The sequence below is a fragment of the Saccharopolyspora sp. NPDC002578 genome (genome assembly GCF_053592695.1).
The window spans coordinates 1-19,414 of sequence record NZ_JBSFWJ010000028.1 but is presented as its reverse complement, the minus strand read 5'-3'; the positions used below and the strand labels follow the sequence as shown (position 1 = coordinate 19,414).

Annotated in this window: 12 protein-coding genes; 11 read left to right on the top strand and 1 reads right to left on the bottom strand. The window is 73.3% G+C overall.

The genetic code is table 11. From position 1 onward, the window contains the following. A complete protein-coding gene (locus tag ACWD38_RS15410; RefSeq protein WP_450124290.1) occupies positions 1–1,377 on the bottom strand; it encodes a helix-turn-helix domain-containing protein in 1,377 nt (458 codons plus the stop codon). A 207-nt stretch (positions 1,378–1,584) separates the two neighbouring features. Here ACWD38_RS15410 and ACWD38_RS15405 point away from each other — a divergent pair, with 207 nt between their 5' ends. The 11 genes from ACWD38_RS15405 to ACWD38_RS15355 all read left to right on the top strand — a co-directional run bounded on the left by ACWD38_RS15405 (position 1,585) and on the right by ACWD38_RS15355 (position 19,268). Beyond that, the gene (locus ACWD38_RS15405; protein ID WP_184480974.1) at positions 1,585–2,346 is read left to right on the top strand and encodes a DeoR/GlpR family DNA-binding transcription regulator; all 762 of its coding nucleotides are present in this window, start codon (positions 1,585–1,587) and stop codon (positions 2,344–2,346) included. An 86-nt stretch (positions 2,347–2,432) separates the two neighbouring features. Continuing rightward, the gene (locus tag ACWD38_RS15400; RefSeq protein ID WP_450124289.1) at positions 2,433–5,249 is read left to right on the top strand and encodes an AAA family ATPase; all 2,817 of its coding nucleotides are present in this window, start codon (positions 2,433–2,435) and stop codon (positions 5,247–5,249) included. Positions 5,250–5,686: 437 nt separating this feature from the next. Continuing rightward, positions 5,687–8,257: an AAA family ATPase gene (locus ACWD38_RS15395; protein ID WP_450124288.1), complete on the top strand. Its 2,571-nt coding sequence runs from the start codon at positions 5,687–5,689 to the stop codon at positions 8,255–8,257. Between the two features lie 11 nt (positions 8,258–8,268). Further along, positions 8,269–11,124, top strand: coding sequence for an AAA family ATPase (locus ACWD38_RS15390; RefSeq protein WP_450124287.1), 2,856 nt, complete (start codon positions 8,269–8,271; stop codon positions 11,122–11,124). Between the two features lie 426 nt (positions 11,125–11,550). Next, the gene (locus tag ACWD38_RS15385; protein ID WP_343071506.1) at positions 11,551–12,237 is read left to right on the top strand and encodes a helix-turn-helix transcriptional regulator; all 687 of its coding nucleotides are present in this window, start codon (positions 11,551–11,553) and stop codon (positions 12,235–12,237) included. Between the two features lie 216 nt (positions 12,238–12,453). Next, on the top strand, positions 12,454–13,395 hold the full coding sequence (locus ACWD38_RS15380; RefSeq protein WP_450124286.1) for a 1-phosphofructokinase family hexose kinase: 942 nt from the start codon (positions 12,454–12,456) through the stop codon (positions 13,393–13,395). Positions 13,396–13,459: 64 nt separating this feature from the next. Further along, positions 13,460–14,551: a PTS mannitol transporter subunit IICB gene (locus ACWD38_RS15375; RefSeq protein WP_184485554.1), complete on the top strand. Its 1,092-nt coding sequence runs from the start codon at positions 13,460–13,462 to the stop codon at positions 14,549–14,551. Further along, entirely contained in the window at positions 14,548–15,024 is a 477-nt protein-coding gene (locus tag ACWD38_RS15370) for a hypothetical protein (RefSeq protein WP_450124285.1), read from the top strand. The genes ACWD38_RS15375 and ACWD38_RS15370 overlap by 4 nt, the downstream gene beginning before the upstream one ends. Continuing rightward, positions 15,014–15,499, top strand: a complete 486-nt coding sequence (locus ACWD38_RS15365; RefSeq protein WP_184480964.1) for a PTS sugar transporter subunit IIA — start codon at positions 15,014–15,016, stop codon at positions 15,497–15,499. The genes ACWD38_RS15370 and ACWD38_RS15365 overlap by 11 nt, the downstream gene beginning before the upstream one ends. Continuing rightward, a complete protein-coding gene (locus tag ACWD38_RS15360) occupies positions 15,496–16,536 on the top strand; it encodes an alcohol dehydrogenase catalytic domain-containing protein (protein WP_184480962.1) in 1,041 nt (346 codons plus the stop codon). The genes ACWD38_RS15365 and ACWD38_RS15360 overlap by 4 nt, the downstream gene beginning before the upstream one ends. Before the next feature lie 74 nt (positions 16,537–16,610). Next, entirely contained in the window at positions 16,611–19,268 is a 2,658-nt protein-coding gene (locus tag ACWD38_RS15355; protein ID WP_450124284.1) for an ATP-binding protein, read from the top strand. Positions 19,269–19,414: the final 146 nt, after the last annotated feature.

Below are 19,414 nucleotides of genomic sequence, written 5' to 3'. Positions count from 1 at the left end.
TCACCGGCGCACGGCGCGGGGCGCGATCACCGAATCTATGCCCTGCGCGAGTTCCTCCGCGCAGTCGTGCCAGGGGTGCCGGGAGTTCGCGATCTCCGCGCACCGGGCCCGCAGCCCGGCGAGGCGGCCGTGCAGCCGCGCGCTGCGCACGCCGCCCGCGAGCAGCACCGAACGGCGGCCGTGGCGGATCGCGGCACCGTGGTCGCCGAGGGCGAACTTCGCCTCGGCGAGGCTCGCCAGCTCGAACACCGCCGAGCGCACCTCGCCCGGTGCGCGCGCGGCCACGGCGCGGGACAGGTGCAGCGCGGCGGATTCGAACTCGCCCATCGCGAGCTGTATCGACCCGGTCATGCCCAGCAGGTCCGCCTCGCCGAACCAGCGGAACAGCGGGTAGTCCGCGTCGATCTTCGCCGCCGCGTGCAGCCCGCGGCCGTGGTCGAGCAGGCGGCGCACCGAGTCGCCGCGTTCTCCTTGCGCGGCGGCCCACGCGGAGTTGAGCTGCAGCACCGAACTCACCAGCGCCGAGGATTCGGCGCGGATCGACCCGAGCTGGAACAGCTTCAACGCCGAGTTCGCGTCCCCGAAGTGCAGCTCGGCGCGGCCCGCGGCGTAGAGCGTCCGGGCGATCGCCAGCGGGTCGGCGCCGTCGCGGCCGAAGTCCAGCGCCCGCCCGAAGTGTTCGTGCCCGCTGGCCAGCAGCCCGTTCTCCACGGCGGTCCAGCCCGCGGTGGCGTGCAGCTTGCACAAGGTCGCCAGCAGCTCGGAGCGGACGCCCTCGCGCATCGAGGACTCCAGCATCAGCTCGGCGCGCCGGGTCGCGGCGGCGACGGTGCCGTACTGCCCGACTCCGCCGTAGCGCTGGTCGATCCTGCGCAGTGAGCCGATCAGCTCGTCCAGCGCCGCCACGTCCGACGCGCCGACCCGGCCGGGCGGGGTGCGCAGGAGGTCGGGGTACCGCAGCTCGGCGGGCAGCCGGAGCGCGGATTCGGCCGGTTCCGAGTGGGAGCCGAGCACGAGGGAACCGGCGTAGGACAAGAACTTGCGGCGCTTGGTCTGCTCGTCCTCCTCGTCCGGCGCGACGTCGGAGGCGCCGCGCTCGGTGGTCGCGGGCCGCTGCTCGCCGGCGAGTCCCATCCAGCCGCGCGGGATGCCGAGCCCGGTGGCGATCCGGGACAGCAGTTCGTAGCTGCGCACCGCGCGCCCGTTGAGCACATCGCTGACCTCGCTCTGCGCCTGCCCGGTGAGCTGGGCGATGCGGCTCTGCGAGACGCCGTGCGCGCGCAACGCGCGGTAGACGGTGCCGATGTCGCGCACTGCGAGGGCGTCGCGGACCTCGGCGCACCGCCAGACCGCCGACGGGATGTCCTCAGTTGGCACCGGGCCACCCTATACTTAATGTGATCATCCGAATGCGGAGAGTAAAAAGATCACCGGATCGGATCTCCCGCGCTTCGCAACCCCGCAGCGCCCCGGCGAACGCCAAGCAAAGCAACAAGAAACCACATCCGAGCATTGTGCCCGCGTGCTCGGCGCCGGTAATCTCCGCCGGACCGGGGGATCTCACGGCGGGAGAGCGAAGCGGTCATGTACGCCGAAGAACGGCATTGGGCGATTCTGGAGCTGGCCCGCAAGGAAGGCCGGGTCGACGTCGCAGCGCTCGCGACCCGCTTCGACATGACCACCGAAACCGTGCGCCGCGACCTCACCGTGCTCGAACGCCGCGGCGTGCTGCGCCGGGTGCACGGTGGCGCGATCCCGGTGGAGCGCTTGGGTTTCGAGCCGAACGTGCCCGCCAGGGACTCGGTGATGACCGCGGAGAAGAACCGCATCGCCAAGGCGGCGCTGGAGCTCGTGCCGGAGGAAGGCGCCATCCTGCTCGACGCGGGCACCACGGTGGCCCGGATGGCGAACATCCTGCCGACGGACCGGGAGCTGACCGTGGTCACGCACTCGCCGACGACGGCGCTGACGCTGTCCGGCCGCGGCAACATCACGCTGATGCTCGTCGGCGGCAGGCTGCGCGGGCGCACGCTCGCGGCGGTCGACGGCTGGGCGCTGCACGCGCTCGGCGACATCTACGTGGACGTCGCGTTCATGGCCACCAACGGGCTGTCCCTGGAACGCGGGCTCACCACGCCGGATTCGGCGGAATCGATGGTCAAGCGGGCGGCGATCTCGGCTGCCCGGCGCACCATCGTGCTGGCGGATCACACCAAGGTCGGCAACGACCACTTCGCGCGGTTCGGCGAGCTGGCCGACGTCGACACGCTCATCACCGACGACGGCCTCGACGAGCAGGTCGCCGACGAGATCCGCCGGGCCGGGCCGCGTGTCGAAACGGTCTGAACCGCGCGGCACCGGGACGGCCCGGTGCGCGTGCCACGAAGTCGATGCAGTCCGTCCGCCTGGGGGCAGATCGGAAGGAGCCCCGCATGGTGGCTGATCAGCTCGTGCAGGCAGGCCCGCCGGGCGACCTCGTCGGCAGGGACGACGAGCTCGACCGGATCGCCGAGGCCGCGCGGCTCGCGGCCACCGGGCGGGGACGGGCCGTGCTGCTGCGCGGACCCGCGGGCATCGGCAAGACCGGCGTGCTGCTGAGCGCGCTGGAACGGCTCGGCGACAGCGCCACCCGGACGCTCACCGCGCACTGCCCGGAGACGGGCTCCGGTGCCTACCGCACCGTCCGCGCCCTGTTCGCCTCGTTGCAGGGCACCGAGTTCGAGGGCAGCGCCCGGCTCGCGCTGCCCGCGCTGGCCGCGGAGCAGGCCGCGGGCGAAACCGCCTCCGGCACCTACGCGGTGCTGCACGGCCTGCACTGGCTGGCGGCCGACCTCACCGCCGAAGGACTGCTGGTGCTGGCCGTCGACGACGTGCAGTGGTGCGACGAGAACTCCCTGCGCTTCCTCGCCTTCCTGCTGCGCCGCGCGGAGAACCTGCCGCTGCTGGTGCTGCTGACGCAGCGCGTCGACGGGGTCGCGCAGGCCGACGCGCTCGGCGAGATCGCCGCGATGCCGTTGTGCGACACCGCGGACCTGCCCGCGCTGGAACCGGAGGCGGTCGCGGAGCTGCTCACCGGCGCGCTGCGCGAGCCGCCCGGCGCGGACTTCGCCGCGCGCTGCGCGCAGGTGACCGGCGGCAACCCGTTCCTGATCAACAGGGTGCTGCGGCGGTTGCGGGAGGACCCCGCGGGCGCGCGCACCGACGTGGAACGGCTCGACGAGCTGGGCCGCACCGTGGTGCTGCGCTCGCTGCTGGACCGGTTGTCCGACCGCGCCATGGCGGTGGCCCGCGCGGTCGCGATCCTGCCGGGCGAGCAACTGGAGCTGATCGCCTCGCTGGCGGGCATCCACCAGCGGATGACGGCGACGGCGCTGCGCGAGATGCGCGAGCACGACCTGGCCGTGTCGGCGAGCGGCGCCGGGTTCGTGCACGACTTCGTCCGCCAGGAGGTGCTGGAGCGCACCCCGCCCGCCGAGCTGGACCGGCTGCGGGAACGGGCCGCGATGCTGCTCAACGACGTCGGGCGCCCGGCGGAGGAAGTGGCGGTGCTGCTGCTGGCGCTGCCCGGCGAACCGAGCCCGTGGATGGCGGGGGTGCTGCGCGACGCCGCGACGCGAGCCGAGCAGCGCGGAGCTCCCGGCGTGGCGGCGCGCTGCCTGGAACGGGTGCTGCTGGTGCACGGGTCGGACGTCGCGGTGCTGACCCAGGCCGCGCGGGTGGCGGAGCCGGTGACGGGGCTGCGCTACCTGGAGCGGGCGCTGGAGCTGATCGACGATCCGCGGGCGCGGGTGCCGATCGCGGTGCAGTACGCGGTGTCCTCGTTGACGGCGCAGAACTCGGTGCGCGCGTTCGAGGTCGTCTCGGCGGCGCTGGACGAGCTCGACGCGGTGCTCGGCACGGACCCGGGCGACGTGGACCGGACGCTGCGCACGCTGGCCGAGTCGGTGCTGCTGATCTCCGGGATGGACGAGAAGTCCACGCTGTCGCGCATCGAGACGCGGTTCCGCAACGTGGTCCCGCCGCCGGGGGACACGTCGGCGGAACGCCAGCTGCTGAGCATGCTGGCCGCGCTGGGCACCTTGTTCAACCGGCCGGCGGCGGAGGTCGCCGAGCAGGCGCGGCAGGTGCTCCGGATCGACGACATGGAGGGCGGCGGCTGGGCGTTCATGGGCGCGGCGCTGCCGCTGTACCTCGCCGACGACAACGAGTCCGCGCTGGCGGCGCTCGGCAAGCTCATCGAGCACGCCCAGCGCTCCGGCCAAGCGTGGACGTACTGCCTGGCCATCAGCACCCGCGCGATGGTGCACCACTGGACGGGCGACCTCACCGAGGCGCTGGCCGACGCGCAGACCTGCCACGAGGTGCTGGTGCAGGAGTCCTGGGCCGAGGCGATGACGATGCCGCAGATCGCGCTGGCCGGGGCGTTGACCGCGCAGGGCGAGCCGGCCCGCGCGGAGGAGCTGCTCAACGGGATCACGCGCAGCCGCTTCGAGGACTTCTCGATGGAGTACCACCAGTTCCTGATGGCGAGCGCTCGCGCGCGGGAAGGCGCGGGCGACGCGGAGGGCGCGCTGGAGCGGTTGTTCCGGTGCGCGCAGAGCCTGCGGGAAGCGGGCATCGCGAACCCGGTCTTCGCGCCGTGGTGGTTCGACGCGGCGCGCATCCTCGGCGACCTGGGCAGGCTCGACGAGGGCATGCAGGCCGCGGAGCACGGCGCCGTTCTGGCGCAGCAGTGGGGAACCCGGCGCGCGCAGGGCATGGCGCTGGCGGCGCGCGGTGCGGTGACCGAGGGCCGGGCGGCGGTGCCGTTGCTCTCGGAAGCGGTGCGGGTGCTCGCCGACTCGCCGGGAAAGCTGGAGCACGCGAAGGCCGAGCACCTGCTCGGTCGCGCGCTGCTGCGGGTGGGGGAGCCGGAGGGCGCGCGGGAGCACCTGCGCTCGGCGCTGGACCTGTCGGTGCTGCGCCGTGATCACGCGCAGGTCGCGGCGTCGTCGGCGGCGCTGCTGGCGGCGGGCGGACGGCTGCGGCAGGGCACGGATTCACCGGTGCACGCGCTCAGCGGCAGCGAGCGCCGGGTCGCGGCGCGGGCCGCGGAGGGGGCGACGAACCGGGAGATCGCGGAGTCGCTGTTCCTCACCGTGCGGACGGTGGAGCTGCACTTGACCAGTGCCTATCGCAAGCTCGGCGTGCGGGGCCGGGCGGAGCTCGCGGGTGTGCTGGACAACGATCCGGCGGTGTCGGTTCCTTGATCGGTCCGCTCGCGGCCGGCGTAGGCGAGGGGAATCCCCGGGGTGTGCGATTCGCTGAATCGGTCGCGAACGCAACGACCATCGCAGTGCTGTCCTCTCATGTGGGAATCACTTTGGTTCGTGCACGAGAAAGCCAGGTTGTCACTCCAACGGGTGATACGCTGAGTGCCGATTCGGCCCTGGCTGCATCTTTTCGAGCTACGGGAGGTTGGTGTGGTCGATCTCCCGCAGCTCGCCGCGAATCGGATTGAGCGTTGTATCGGTTTACGAATCCCTGGTGGCAGCATTCCTGATGTTGTTATCACGCACCGTGATGAGGTCCTTCCCGGATTTCACTTGGGGTTGTTTCCGAATGTCTTTCATGTTCGCTCGTTCGTTGTCCGAAACGGAACCGGATCGCGATCCGGGACCCACGCCGAGCCGGTCGGAGCGTGCTGATGGTCGCCGTCCACGACGCCCCTGAAGCCCGTTCCGCGTTCCCCGGCGGCCACCACTTGGTGGGGCGCGACGCCGAACTCCACGTGGTGGGGGAACTCGTCGACGACCTGCGCCGCGGTCGATCAGGATTGCTCACCATCAGCGGTGCCCCCGGAACCGGGCGCAGCGCGCTGCTGGAGTCGATGCTCGCCGACGCCCGCGCGGCCGGGCTCAACACCGCCGCCGCGCAGACCTCGCCGCTGGAGACCGACGTGCCCTACAGCACGGTGGCCCAGCTGATCGCGCTGCTCTGCCCGCCCGACCAGCTCACCCGGATCAGCTCCGCGTGGGCCGAGGGCGCCGCCAACAACGCGCCGATCCCCTACCTGCGCAAGCACTTCCTCGGCCTGGCGCGGGACCGCCCGCTGCTGTTCGCCGTCGACGACCACCAGTGGATCGACCCGTGGTCGCTGGCCTGGTGCCACGCCATGGTCCGCCACCTGGACCAGGCGCCCATCCTGATGGTCCGCACGGTGCGCGACACCGCGCCCGAGACGCCGGGCGGCGCGCGCTGGGACGAGGCCGTGCCGCTGACCCCGAGCCGGGTCCGGCTCTCCGCTCTGTCCACTTCGGACGTCGCGGAGCTGCTGTCCCGGCACGGCCCCGTCGACGAGGAGTTCAGCACCGCCGCGACGGCCGCCACCGCGGGGAACCCGGCCGTGCTGCGGACGGTGCTCACCGAGTTCGAGCAGGCCGGGCTGGGGTTCGAGGCCCGGCACGTGCCGCGGCTGCGGGTGCACGCCGCTGACGCCGTCGCCGGACTGGTCGGGCGGACCCTGCGCGGGCTGCCCGCCGACCACGTCGCGCTGCTGCGCGCGATCACCTTCTGCGGCGGCGAATTCGACTTCGACCTCGCCTGCGCGCTCGCCGGTCTGCACGGGCACGCGGCGCAGGAGGCCCGCACCGCGCTGTGGCACCTGGGCCTGCTGTGCGAAGAGGGGACCGACGGCCCGCGGGTGTCCACCGCGGCGGTGGCAGCGGGCGTGTTCGCCGAGATGGACCCCGCCGAGCGCGAAGAACTGCACGCGCGGGCCGCGGAGATCGGGCACCGGGCCGCCATCGAACCCGCGGCGCTGGCCGAACTCCTGCTCAGCGCCCCGCAGATGCGCAAGCGGTGGGTGGTGGACACGCTCGTCGAGGCCAGCGAGCAGCACCGCAGGGAAGGGCGCTACGAACGCGCCACCGAACTGCTGCGGCGCGCCCTGCGCGAACCCGTGCCGACCGCGAGCAGGCAGCGGTTGCTGGCGCAGCTCGCCGCGATCGAGGTCGCGCAGGCGCCCGTCGCCAGCGACGGCAGGCTGCGCCAAGTGCTGGCCGACGCCGCGGGAACCGGGGACACCGGACTGCTGGTGCGCGCGGCGGACCTGCTGGTCAGCCGCGGCGACGCGGAGACCGCGCGGCGCGAACTCGCCGCGGTCTGCGCCCGCACCCGGCACCCGGCGCTGGACGCGCTGGGCTGGCTGGCCGACGAGGAGTGCGGGCCGGAGCAGGAACTGCTCGCCACCCCGCTGCCGCCGCTGCCCGACGAACCCGCCGACGCCGCGCAGGCCGGAGTGCTGGCCTGGCGCTACGCCCGGCTCGGCCGCCGCCCGGACCTCGTGCGCACGCTGGCGCGGGAAGCGTTGTCCGGCAGGGGCAACGATTCCCCGCTGGGACCGCGGATCGCCGCGTGCCGCGCGCTGGCCTCCCGCGACGACCTGGAAGAGGCCGCCGCCGGGCTCACCGCGGTCATCTTCGACGCGGGCCGTCGCGGTGCGCGCGCCGCGGCGGCGCACGCGCTGGTGCAGCGCGCGATGCTCGGCGTCAAGGACGGCCGCTGTCCCGCTGCCGCGGCCGACCTGGCCGCGGCGGAGCGGGAACTCCCGCTGCACTGCCTGCATCCGGCGATGCTGCCGCAGCACCTGGCCACCAAGATCGCCGCGCTGCTGCGGCGGGAGCAGGTCGCGGACGCCGAGCGGGTCGCCGAGATCGAGCTGCCGCTGGGCGCCGAACGCGGCATGGCGTTCGCCTACCTGCTGCACGCCCGCGGTGAGCTGAAGCTGGCCACCGGTGATCCGGCGACCGCGCTGGGCTACTTCCAGGAGTGCGGCCGCATCATGCGCGCCAAGGAGTGGCTGAACCCGGCGGTGCTGTCCTGGCGGATGCCCGCCGCCATCGCGCAAGGCCGCCTCGGCGAAGCGCGCGCCGCGACCCGGCTCGTCGGCGAGGAGCTCGAACTCGCCGAGCGCTGGGGCATGCCGGGCCTGCTGGAACCGGTGCACCGCACCGCGTTGTCCGCGCTGGCCGTGGCCGGGTCCGGCTCGTCCGGTCCCGGGGCGGCCGGTGTTCCCGCGATGGGAGCGGCACTGCCCGCGGCCCTGTCGGTGCCGGAGCGCCGCGCCGCGAGCCTCGCCGCCCGCGGACTGTCCAACAAGGACATCGCCGAGGAACTGGGCGTGACGGTGCGGACCGTGGAGCTGAGGCTGACGAAGTCCTACCGCAAGCTCGGCATCGACGGCCGGTCGCAACTGCCCGCCGACCTGGGCGAGTGAGGTCGGCGCGGATGCTCGTCGAACGCGAGGCGGAACTCGCGGTCCTGGACTCCGCCGTGCGGACCGTCCGGCGCGGTGCCGGCTCGCTCGTGCTCATCAGCGGCGACGCGGGCAGCGGCCGATCGGTCCTGCTGCACCGGCTGCGGGAACTTGCCGCCGCCGAAGGCGCGCACGTGCTCGGCGCCAGCGGTGCCGCCAGCGAGCGCTCGTTCCGGTTCGGGCTCGCGCGGCGGTTGCTGCACGGCCTGTCCGAATTCGCCAGGGAGCCCGGAACCGACGAGCACCCGGCGCACTCCGCTCCGGCGCCGGACGCGGCGCTGCCGCCCGCGGACGAAGATCCCGGCGCCGACCCGGCCACCGTTCCCGTCTCGGTGCTGCACGCCCTGCACGCGTTGCTGGTCAGCACCAGCTCGCGGCACGCGGTGGTGCTGGCGGTCGACGACCTGCACTGGGCCGACGACGCGTCGCTGCGCTGCCTGGCGTACCTCATCGCGCGGCTGCGCGGCATGCGGGTGCTGATCGCGGTGGTGCTCGACCCCGACACCGGGCGCGATCGGGCCGCGCTGACCCGCGAGATCATCGCGGCGGCCGATCACCGGGTGCGGCCGGGACCGCTGTCGGTGGCGGCGACCGGCACCCTCGTGCGGGACCGGCTGGCCGCCGAACCCGCCGCGGACGCCGACGGGTTCGCCGCCGTGTGCCACGAACTCACCGGCGGCCACCCGCGCGACCTGGTGAGCCTGCTCGACCAGGCCGCCGCGCGAGGCCTGCGGGCCGGACCGGGATCGTTGCCGCTGCTGCGCGCGCTCGCCGAAGGCGACCGCAGGCGCCGGTTGGTGCGGGCGCTGTCTACGACGGAGCTCGCCGCCGACGTGGCCCGCGCCGTCGTGGTGCTCGGCGAGCACGCCGACCCCACGTTGGTGCAGCGCCTGTCCGGGCTCACGCCGGGCGGCTACGAGCAGGCCCTGCGCGCGCTGGAACCGTGGTTCCGGGTGCGCCCGGACCGGATCGAGGTCGCGGTGCCCGACGACCGCGGCGGGCTCGCGGCGGAGATGCTGGTCGACGACGTGATCGCCGCCGTCGACGAGTCGATGGCCGAGAACGACAACACCCGGCTGCACCTGCGCGCGGCGGCGCTGCTGCACGGGCACGGCTACCCGCCGGAACCGGTGGGGGACCAGCTGCTGCTGGTGAACTCCACGTTGTCGAGCTGGGGGGTGCAGCGGTTGCGGGAGGCCGCCTACACCGTGCTGCCCCGCTCACCGGAGGCCGCCGCCCGCTACCTGCGGCGGGCGCTGCTGGACCTCGACTCCGGCGGGATGGGCCGGGCGCGGCTGCTGGCGGAGCTCGGCTCCGTCGAGCTGGGTTTCGACCTGCCCGCCGCGATCCGGCACATCACGCAGTCGGTGCCGCAGCTGCGGGAGACCCGCGATCGGGCCGGGGTGCTGGGGCGGCTCCCGCTGACGGTGGCGGGCGCGGTGCCGCAGGTGGCGGAGATGATCCGCACCGTCGCGGCCGAGCACGGCCCGGCGGAGCAGCTGGAGGGCCCGGACCGGGAACTGGCGCTGCGGCTGGAGGCGCGGGCCCGCTACACGGTGCTCGACGATCCCGCGTCGCACGCCGGGGTGGCCGCTCGGATGGCCGAACTGGACGCCCGGCAGCGCGCCCCCGGAGCGGCGGAGCGGGAACTGCGGGTGGTGCTGCTGTCGTCGATGGCGCTGACCGGCTCGCCGCGGGCGGCCGAAGTGGCGGCGATGGCGCGGGAACTGCTGGCGCAGGAACCGGCGAACTCCAGCGCGGAGACGCATTCGGTGCTGCGCTACCTGCCGGCCATCCTGCTGTCGGCGGGGGCGCCGGAGGGGCTGGAGTCGTGGCTGGCGCTGGCCGCCGACCACGCCCGCCGCCAGCGGGCCACCGGCATGGAGGCGCTGGTGGCGGCGCAGCGCAGCCTGGTGCTGCTGGACGCGGGGCAGGTCGCGCAGGCGCGGCGCAGCGCGATGACGGCGCTGGACCTCGCCGAACCGGACCTGCCCGAGTCGATGGCGGCGCCGGTGTTCGTGATGGGCGGCGTGGCGCGCAGGCTGCGGGACCGCGAGCTCTCCGAGCGGGTGCTGCGGTTGCCGCACTCACCGGACGATCTGCGGGCGATGGCGACCCGGCGGCTGGTGCAGAGCGGCATGGCCCTGGAGGACGGAGATCCGCATTCGGCGTTGACGCACCTGCTGGACTGCGGCAGGCGCTTGGAGCAGGCCGGGTGGTACGGCCCGGCGCCGTACTCGTGGCGGCCGACGGCGGCGCTGCTGCGCCACCGGCTCGGTGACATCCGTGCCGCGGTGGAGCTCGCGGAGGAGGAGCACGCGCGCGCTCGGGACTGGGGCGCGGCGGCCCCGCTGGGCCGGGCGTTGCGGGTGCGGGCGGTGGTGACCGGCGGCGGGCGCGGCGTGGAGATGCTGCGGGAGGCCGTGCAGGTGCTGCGGCCCGCCGCGGACCGGCTGGAGCTGGCGAGCGCGCTGGTCGCCCTCGGCGAGGCGCTGCAGGAACGGGACCCGGTGGAGTCCGAGCTGCTGCTGGCCGAGGGCGGTCAGCTCGCGGCGCGCTGCGGGGCGCCGTGGCAGCCGGGGATTCCGCCCGCCGCGCATTCCGATCGCGCGACCGGCCCCGTGGAGCTCTCCGGCGTGCTGACCCGAGGTGAGGAGGCGGTGGCGAAATCGGCCGCGCTGGGCCGCACGAACCAGGAGATCGCGGACGAACTCCGGGTGAGCAGGCGCGCGGTGGAAAAGCACCTCACCGCCGCCTACCGAAAATTGGGCATCGATGGCCGCGCGGATTTGGCGAATGCGTTGAGCGCGGATCACCGGGACGGTTGAGCCCGGTTCGCGTCCGCGGCGGCGGCAACGCCGTGCGCGCTGGGTGATCATGGTGATCACAGGTGGTCGCGAGAAGTGGGAGCGTCGGCCGGGAAATGTAGCGGAGCGGTCACGTGATGTTGGTTCGTGTCCGCCCCTGTGGCGGCCCACATGGCTCCGCGCCGTACCCGAACCCCCCTCCGAGGTGCGGTACGGTTCGGTACCGGAGTTCGGAAATGCCTGTTCATCGGCCACCGAACCGAAGGGGGCCGCACCGAACCGAACCAGGACCGGACTTGACCGCAGGCTTAAGGACGGCGGAGGTGCGCTGTTGACTTGCTTGGTTTTAGATCAATAGTCTGATGATGTCGTTGAATTCTGGTAATGAATTCGAATAAATGATGGATCTGCGTTTCTCGCCAGCCAGAGAGGAATGGTCGATTTCCTATGACATCCAGCGGCACCATGCGAGCGCGAGCCACGCCTGCCGGAGCGACAGACGATTCCGGTGACGATTACCGGGACATCTTCCGGTCGTTGTTCGAGCAATCCGGGATGTGCATGGCCAACCTCGACTCGGGCATGCGGGTGCTGGAGGCGAACCGGTACTTCTTCAAGCAGTTCGGCCGCGGCGCCGCCGACGTGCGCGGGCGCAGCTTCTACGACTTCCTGCACCCCAGCGTGCGCGGCAAGTTCCAGTACCAGTTCGGCCGGCTCACCGAGGGGCGCAACCCGCGGTTCGTCGAGCACGCGGTCGCCATCGGGGCGAAGGACGCGCTGTTCGGCGGCGAGCTCACCGGCATCGCGGTGCCCGGCAAGTCCGGTCGCGTCGAGGGCGTGATGGTCCTGCTGCAGCCCGACGAGGCCCAGCGCTCCGCCATGGTCGGTGGCAAGGAGAAGCTGCTCAGCGAGGTCGACGCCCGGATCCTGGAAGGAGTCGCGGCGGGCGAGTCCACGGTGCAGCTGGCCGCGAAGCTCTACCTGAGCCGGGGCGGCGTCGAATACCACGTGACGACGCTGCTGCGGAAGCTCAAGGTCACCAACCGTCCCGCCCTGGTCTCGAAGGGCTACTCGATGGGCATCCTCGGGGTCGGCCAGTGGCCGCCGCGCGTGCTCCCGGAGTACGTGAAGTGATCGGCGGCCCCGTCGGGGGGCTCGCCCGCGCCGGATACGGCGCGATCGGACGGACCCGGTCCGGCCGGAGATCTTTCGGGAAAACCTGAGATCCGCTGTGCATCGGTTGCCCGCGGGGTGATCGAGCTGCAAGGTCAACTTTCCGGTGCCGGCCGCTCGCGCTCCGCGCTGAGCAGCCGCACCGGGTGCTAGTCGAACCAGGGGAGGGCTGTGCGCGTGATCGTCACCGTCACGGCGAACCCCAGCCTCGACCGCACCGTGCAGGTGCGCAAACTCGTCCGAGGCGGCCTGAACCGGGCCTCGTCCATCCGGGTCGACCCCGGTGGCAAGGGCATCAACGTCGCTCGCGCGCTGGCCCTGCACGGCGTCGATGTGCGGGCGGTCGTCGCGGCCGGCGGCATCGAGGGCGAACAGCTCGTCGCGCTGCTCGCGGGCATCAGCATCGACGTCGTGCGGGTGCCCGCCGTCGGACCCGTCCGCATCAACATGAGCGTCGTCGAACCGGACGCCACCGTCACCAAGTTCAACGAGCCCGGTGCGCTGCTGGACGACGGTGACGCCCGAGCCTTGGCCGAAGCGGTGCTCAGCGGGGCCGAAGGCGCGCACTGGGTCGTCATCGCGGGCAGCCTGCCGCCCGGAGTGGACAGCGCCTACTACGCCGGGCTGATCCGGATGGTCGGCTCGCTCGGGGTGCCGGTGGTCGTCGACACCAGCGGGCCCGCGCTGCGCGAAGCGGTGCAGGCGGGCCCGGCCCTGGTGAAGCCCAACCTGCGGGAGCTGGAGGAGACCGTAGGTCACCCCATTACAACGATCGGTGGCGTGGCCGACGCCGCCGACGAGCTGCTGGAGCTCGGGGCGGGCACCGTCCTGGCCAGCCTCGGAGCCGATGGAGCCCTGCTGCGCGGCCACGACGGGAACTGCTACGCCGAAGCGCCCGTGACCGCGCAGAACACCGTCGGCGCCGGGGACGCTTTACTCGCCGGATATCTTTCCGAAGGCTGCGGTGGTCTGCCCGCGCTGGTCACCGCGGTGGCCTGGGGCGCGGCAGCGGCCTCGCTGCCGGGTAGCGCCATGCCGCAACCGCACGACCTGCGCCCGGACCTGGTGCGCGTCGCGTCCCGGGTGCCCTGGGACCGTCGGCTGCACCGGGACCCCTGAGCGCGGGGAGGCGGTCGGCGAGGCAGAGGACAACGGCGTCGGCGAGGTACGGGAAGTGACAACCATGTCAGGGACGGTCACCGAAGATTCGAGATCGAAGGCGCAGGCGCAGCGGGCTCGCGTCGTAGTGCAGCGTTTCGGCGGGCAGCTGGCCGGCATGGTCATGCCCAACATCGGCGCGTTCATCGCCTGGGGGCTGATCAGCGCGCTGTTCATCCCGTCCGGCTGGTGGCCGAACGCCCACCTGGCGCAGCTCAAAGAGCCGATGATCACGCTGCTGCTGCCGGTGCTGATCGGCTACACCGGTGGCCGCCAGGTGCACGGGCAGCGCGGCGCGGTGGTCGGCGCGGTCGCCACGATCGGCATCGCGATCGGCGCCGAGATCCCGATGTTCCTGGGCGCGATGATCGTCGGACCGCTGGCGGGCTGGGTGCTGCGCCGGTTCGACGGCACCGTCGGCAAGCGGGTGGCACCGGCGTTCAAGATGCTGGTGGACAACTTCGCCTCCGGGATCATCGGCGGCATCTTCGCGGTGCTGGGGCTGCTGGCAATCGGGCCGCTGATCGAGAGCGTCACCGTGGCGCTCGGCCACGGCGTGCAGGCGTTGCTGCACATGCACCTGCTGCCGCTGGTGGCGATCATCGTGGAACCGGCGAAGGTGCTGTTCCTCAACAACGCCGTCAACCACGGCGTGCTCGGCCCGCTGGGCGTCTCGGAGTCGCTGGCGCACGGCAAGGCCATCGAGTTCCTCGTCGAGCCCAACCCGGGGCCGGGCTTCGGCGTGCTGCTGGCGATCACCGTGTTCGGGCCGGCCGCGATGCGCGCGACCGCGCCGGGGGCGCTGGTCATCCAGTTCCTGGGCGGCATCCACGAGATCTACTTCCCCTACGTGCTGGCCGCGCCGAAGTTGCTGCTGGCGACCATTTCCGGCAGCGCGGCCGGGCTGTTCGTGTTCAGCGTGACCGGAGCCGGTCTGGTCGCCACGCCCTCACCGGGCAGCGTGGTGGCGCTGCTGGCGGTGACGCCGAAGGGCGGCTATCTGGGCGTGATCGCCGGGATCGCGGTCTCGGCGGTGGTGTCGTTCCTGGTGGCCTCGGTCGTGCTGAAGCTCGGCAGGCGCGAGGACGGCGTCTCGACCGGTGGAGCGGTCCGATGAGCGCCGGGTCGGCGGCGTCGCGCTGGTTGCGCGCGATCGGCTTCGCCCAGCGCCGGGTTCGCGGATCGCACGACGAGCTGCGGGAGGAGCCCGTGCCGCCGAGCGAGGTCGAAGACGCCCGGCGGGAAGGAGAGGAGCGCTCGATGGGCACGATCGAAGGTTCTGCGGTGCACAAGGTGGTCATCGCCTGCGACGCGGGGATGGGCAGCAGCGCCATGGTCGCCGCGCAGCTCGCGGGCAGGCTCAAGCCCTACGACGTGAAGGTCTCGCACGCCTCCGTCGGTGACATCCCGGCCGACGCCGACCTGATCCTCTGCCAGGAGACGCTGCTGGAGCGGGCGCGGCGGGAGGACACCGGTTCCGCGGTCATCCTCGGTTTCCGCAGCTTCCTCGGCGACCCGGTCTTCGACGAGGTCGAGCAGGCCGTGCGCGAAGGCGGACCCCTCGGGGACGGCGGCAACCGTGGTCGTTGAGGCCCGTCCGCCCCGCCCGCTCGCGGTACGGCTGGGCCGGACCGCCGCGGGCTGCGCCGACGCCATCGACCAGTGCGGCAGGCTGCTGGTCGAGACGGGCGCGGTGGACGGGCCGTACGTCGCGGCGATGCACGAGCGGGAACGCTCCATGACCACCCACCTCGGCGAAGGCGTGGCGATCCCGCACGGCACCACCGAGTCCCGCCGCTTCGTGCGGCGCACCGCGCTGGTCGTGGTCCAGTTCCCCGGCGGCGTGCGCTGGAGCGACGGGGCGACGGTCCGGCTGTGCGTGGCCATCGCGGCGGGTGCGTCTCCGGCCGACGGGTCCCCTGATCCGGCGGGCGCGCAGCACCTGGGCGTGCTGGCGGCGCTCGCGACGGTCCTGATGGATCCGGTGCGGGCGCGCGAACTGCGCGAGGCGCCGGACGAGGCGACGGTCGATCGGCTGTTGCGGTCCACTGAGGAGGACAGGTGAAGGTCGCACGTTTCTACGCCCCCGGCGACATCCGGATCGAGCAGGCGCCGGAACCGGAGGCCGGGCCGGGTGAGCTGAAGCTGCGGGTGCGCAACTGCTCCACTTGCGGCACCGACCTGAAGATCATGCGCCACGGGCACCACCACATCGATCCGCCGCGGGTGATCGGCCACGAGATCGCCGGTGAGGTGGTCGCGGTGGGCGAGGGCGCGCAGGGCTTCGCGCCGGGCGACCGGGTGCAGGTGATCGCGGCGATCCCGTGCGGCGAGTGCGGGTACTGCAAGCGCGGCAGGCAGACGGTGTGCCCGAACCAGCGCTCGATGGGCTACCACTACGACGGCGGTTTCGCCGAATACCTCACGGTTCCGGAGCAGGTGCTGCGAGTGGACGGGGTGAACGTGCTGCCCGACGGGCTCGACTTCGCCGACGCCTCGGTGGCCGAACCCCTCGCCTGCGTCCTCAACGGGCAGGAGCTCGCCGGGGTGGGGCCGGGCGACGTGGTGGTCGTCGTCGGCTCCGGCCCGATCGGCTGCCTGCACACCCGGCTGGCGCGGGCCCGCGGCGCCGCGGCGGTCTACCTCGTGGAGCTCAACGCGCAACGCCTGGAGCAGGCGGCCGGACTGGTCCGCCCGGACGCGACGATCCACGCCGCGGAGACCGACCCGGTCGCCGAGGTGCTGCGGTTGACCGACGGCATCGGCGCCGACGTGGTCATCACCGCGGCGGCCTCCGGCGAGGCCCAGGAACAGGCGCTGCAGATGGCGGCGCGACGCGGCCGCATCAGTTTTTTCGGTGGTTTGCCCAAGGATTCACCGATCATCGACTGCGATTCCAACGCCGTGCACTACCGTGAGCTCACGATCGTCGGAGCCAACGGGTCCACCCCGGAGCACAACCGGCGGGCGTTGCGGTTGATCGCTTCCGGCGAGGTCCCGGTGCACGACCTCATCACCCACCGGCTGCCGCTGGACGGCGTGCTGGACGCGATCCACACCGTCAGCACCGGCGCGGCGATCAAGGTGACCATCGAGCAGTGATCGCGTGCCCAGGGCCCGCGGTTCCGGTGATCCGGACCGCGGGTCTTCGGCGTTGACGGGAAGGGAGCGGCGAAGTGCTGCGGGAACGGGAGAGCGAGACCACGTTGCTGCGCGCGTCCTTGGAGCGGGCGCGCCACGGCGACGGTGGTCTGCTGGCGTTCTCCGGCCCGTTCGGCATCGGTCGCTCGGCGCTGCTGGCCGAGGCCGCGTCGACCGCGCGGGAGCAGGGCGTGCGGGTGCTGCGGGCCGTGGCCACCACCCCGGAGCGCGACATCCCGTTCGGCGTGCTGACGCAGTTCTCCTGCTGCACCACCGAATCCGAGGTGGGACCGGACTTCACCACGATGCGCAACGGGTTGCTCACCTCGAGCGAACCCGTGCTGCTGCTCGTGGACGACCTGCAGTGCGCGGACGTGGAATCGCTGCGCTGGATCGACCGGTTGTGCCGTGCGGTGGCGGACTCGCGCGTGCTGGTGGTCGTGGCGCACCGCGACGGGCAGGCCGCCACCGACCCGGCGGTGTTCGCCCGCGTGCTCGACCGCGCCGCGCACCGCCGCGCGCTGGCCCCGCTGAGCGCCGAAGGGGCCGGCGCCGTCGTGCGGGACGTGTTCGGCGTGCCCGGCGACGCCCGGTTCGTCGCCGCCTGTCACCGGATGTCGCACGGCAGGCCGCTGCTGCTGCAGGCCATCGCGTGCGGTCTGCGCGACAGCGGCAAGCGCTCCGACGAGTCCGATGTGGACGCGGTGTGGTCGTTGCGGCCGTCGGTGGTGGCGGAGCGGGCCAGGGCGGCGCTGCGCGCGCAGCCCGAACCGGTGCTGGCCACCGCGCGCGCGGTGGCGCTGCTCGACGCCGCGGAACCGGAACGCCTCGCGGAACTGGCCGAGCTCGCCCCGGAGGCGTGCGCTGCCGCCATCGACGCGCTCGTCGCGCTGGGCGTGCTCACGGACCCGCAGCGCCCCCGCTTCGCGCACCCGGTGATCAGCGACGTGGCGGAGGGCGGGTTGACGCCCGCGGAACTCAGCGAGTGGCACCGCAGGGCGGCCCGGCTGCTGCAGACCGACCAGCGGCCGGTGGAGGTCGTGGCCGAGCACCTGTTGGCCTCGGACGCCTCGCAGGGCGAGTGGGCCACCGGCGTGCTGCACGCCGCCGGGCGGCGCGCGCTGGACCGGGGCGACGTGCCCGCGGCGATCCGCTGCCTGCGGCGCGCGCTGCTGGCCTGCCCCACGGCGGGCGCGGAGCGCTCGGTGCTGCTGGCGGACTTGGCGGAGGCGGAGCGCTCCAGCGCGCCGGTCGCCGCGATGCGCCACCTGTCCCAGGCGCTGCCCCGGTTCGCCTCCACCGGGCAGCGCGCGGCGGCGCTGGCGGAGGTGCCGCCGATGCTGCTGGCGGTGGCGCCGCTGTCGATGCACGCGGCCTTCGAGGAGTACCGCGCGCACGAGGAGCTGGAACCCGCGGTGGCGCTGGCCATCGACACCCGGATGCGCGCGGCCCGGTTCGGCGACCCCAGCTGGTGCGCCGACACCCGCGAACGGTTCGACGCCTTGAACCCCGACGACCAGGTGGATCCGGAGCGCGCCGCGGTGCTGCTCTACGCGGCCACCCTCACCGGTTCCGACGTGAAGGCGGTGCTGCCGTGGGCGCGCCGGGCGCTGGCGAGCGGAACCGAACCGCGCCAGGCGTTCGGCACGGTGACGCTCGCGGCGCGGGCACTGTCGCTGGCCGACGAGGTCGGCGAGGCCGACGCGTGGATGGCGGAGGTGACCGCCGCGCTGGGCGACCGCGGCGAGCGCGCCGCCGAACGCCTCATCATCGACGCCGAGCGGGCCGCCGCGCTGGTGCGGGCGTGCCGGTACGCGGAGGCGGTGGCGCTGGCGGAGAGCACGCTGCGCCGCTGCGACCCGGCGCTGGTCTCGGTGGTGTCGCGGTGCTTCGAGACGCTGGCGACTGTCGTCCTCGACGCGGTGGACACCGGCGCGGCGGCTCGGGTCCTGGCCCGGCACCGGGACTGGGACCAGGCCGTGCAGGTGTGGGTGCGGGAACTGCGCGACGCCGCGCTGGCGGTGAGCCTGCAGGACTTCGGTTCGGCGCTGGAGCACCTGCTGGAGTGCGGGCGCGAACGGGAACGGCTCGGCTGGACCAACCCGTGCCTGCTGCCGTGGCGGAGCTGGGCCGCGCTGCTCTACCACCGCTTGCAGCGCACCGAACCGGCCGTCGAACTGATCTCCGAGGAGTACCGGCGGGCGGTGGCCTGGGGCGCCCCCAGCGGCGTCGGGCGCGCGTTGCGCGTGTGGGGCGCGGTCACCGAGGGCGACGCGGGATCGGAGCTGTTCCGGCGGGCCGTCGAGGTGCTGGGCGGCGGCGGACCGGCGTGCACGTTGGAACTGGCCAAGGCGCACCTGATGCTGGGGCGCAGGCTGCTCGGCTCGGACCGCCTCGATGCCGCCGCGCACCTCAACGAGGGCGACGAGCTGGCCGCGTCCTGCGGGGTGCCGAGGTTGCGCTCGGTGGACGAGATCGCGGGCGACGGCCCCGGCACGCAGGCCGAGCTGACCCGCGCGGAACTGCGCATCGCGAAGCTGGTGGCCGGTGGCCTGGGCAACCAGCAGATCGCCACCGAACTCGGCGTCAGCTCCCGCGCGGTCGAGAAGCACCTCACCAAGGTCTACCGCAAGCTCGGCGTAGCAGGCCGAGCCGGCCTCGCCGACCTCGCGGACTCTCTTGACGCGGGGTGAACGGTCCTTTCGGAGTGACCTGCGTAAGTGGTCGTTCAGCGGAACCTCAGCGGTTTCCTCGCTGCGGGATCTTTTTTCCAAGTGGCTCCGCCACGAGGAAAAAAGCCGTCCTCGCGAGGAAACCGCTGAGAACCCGCCGGTGGTCG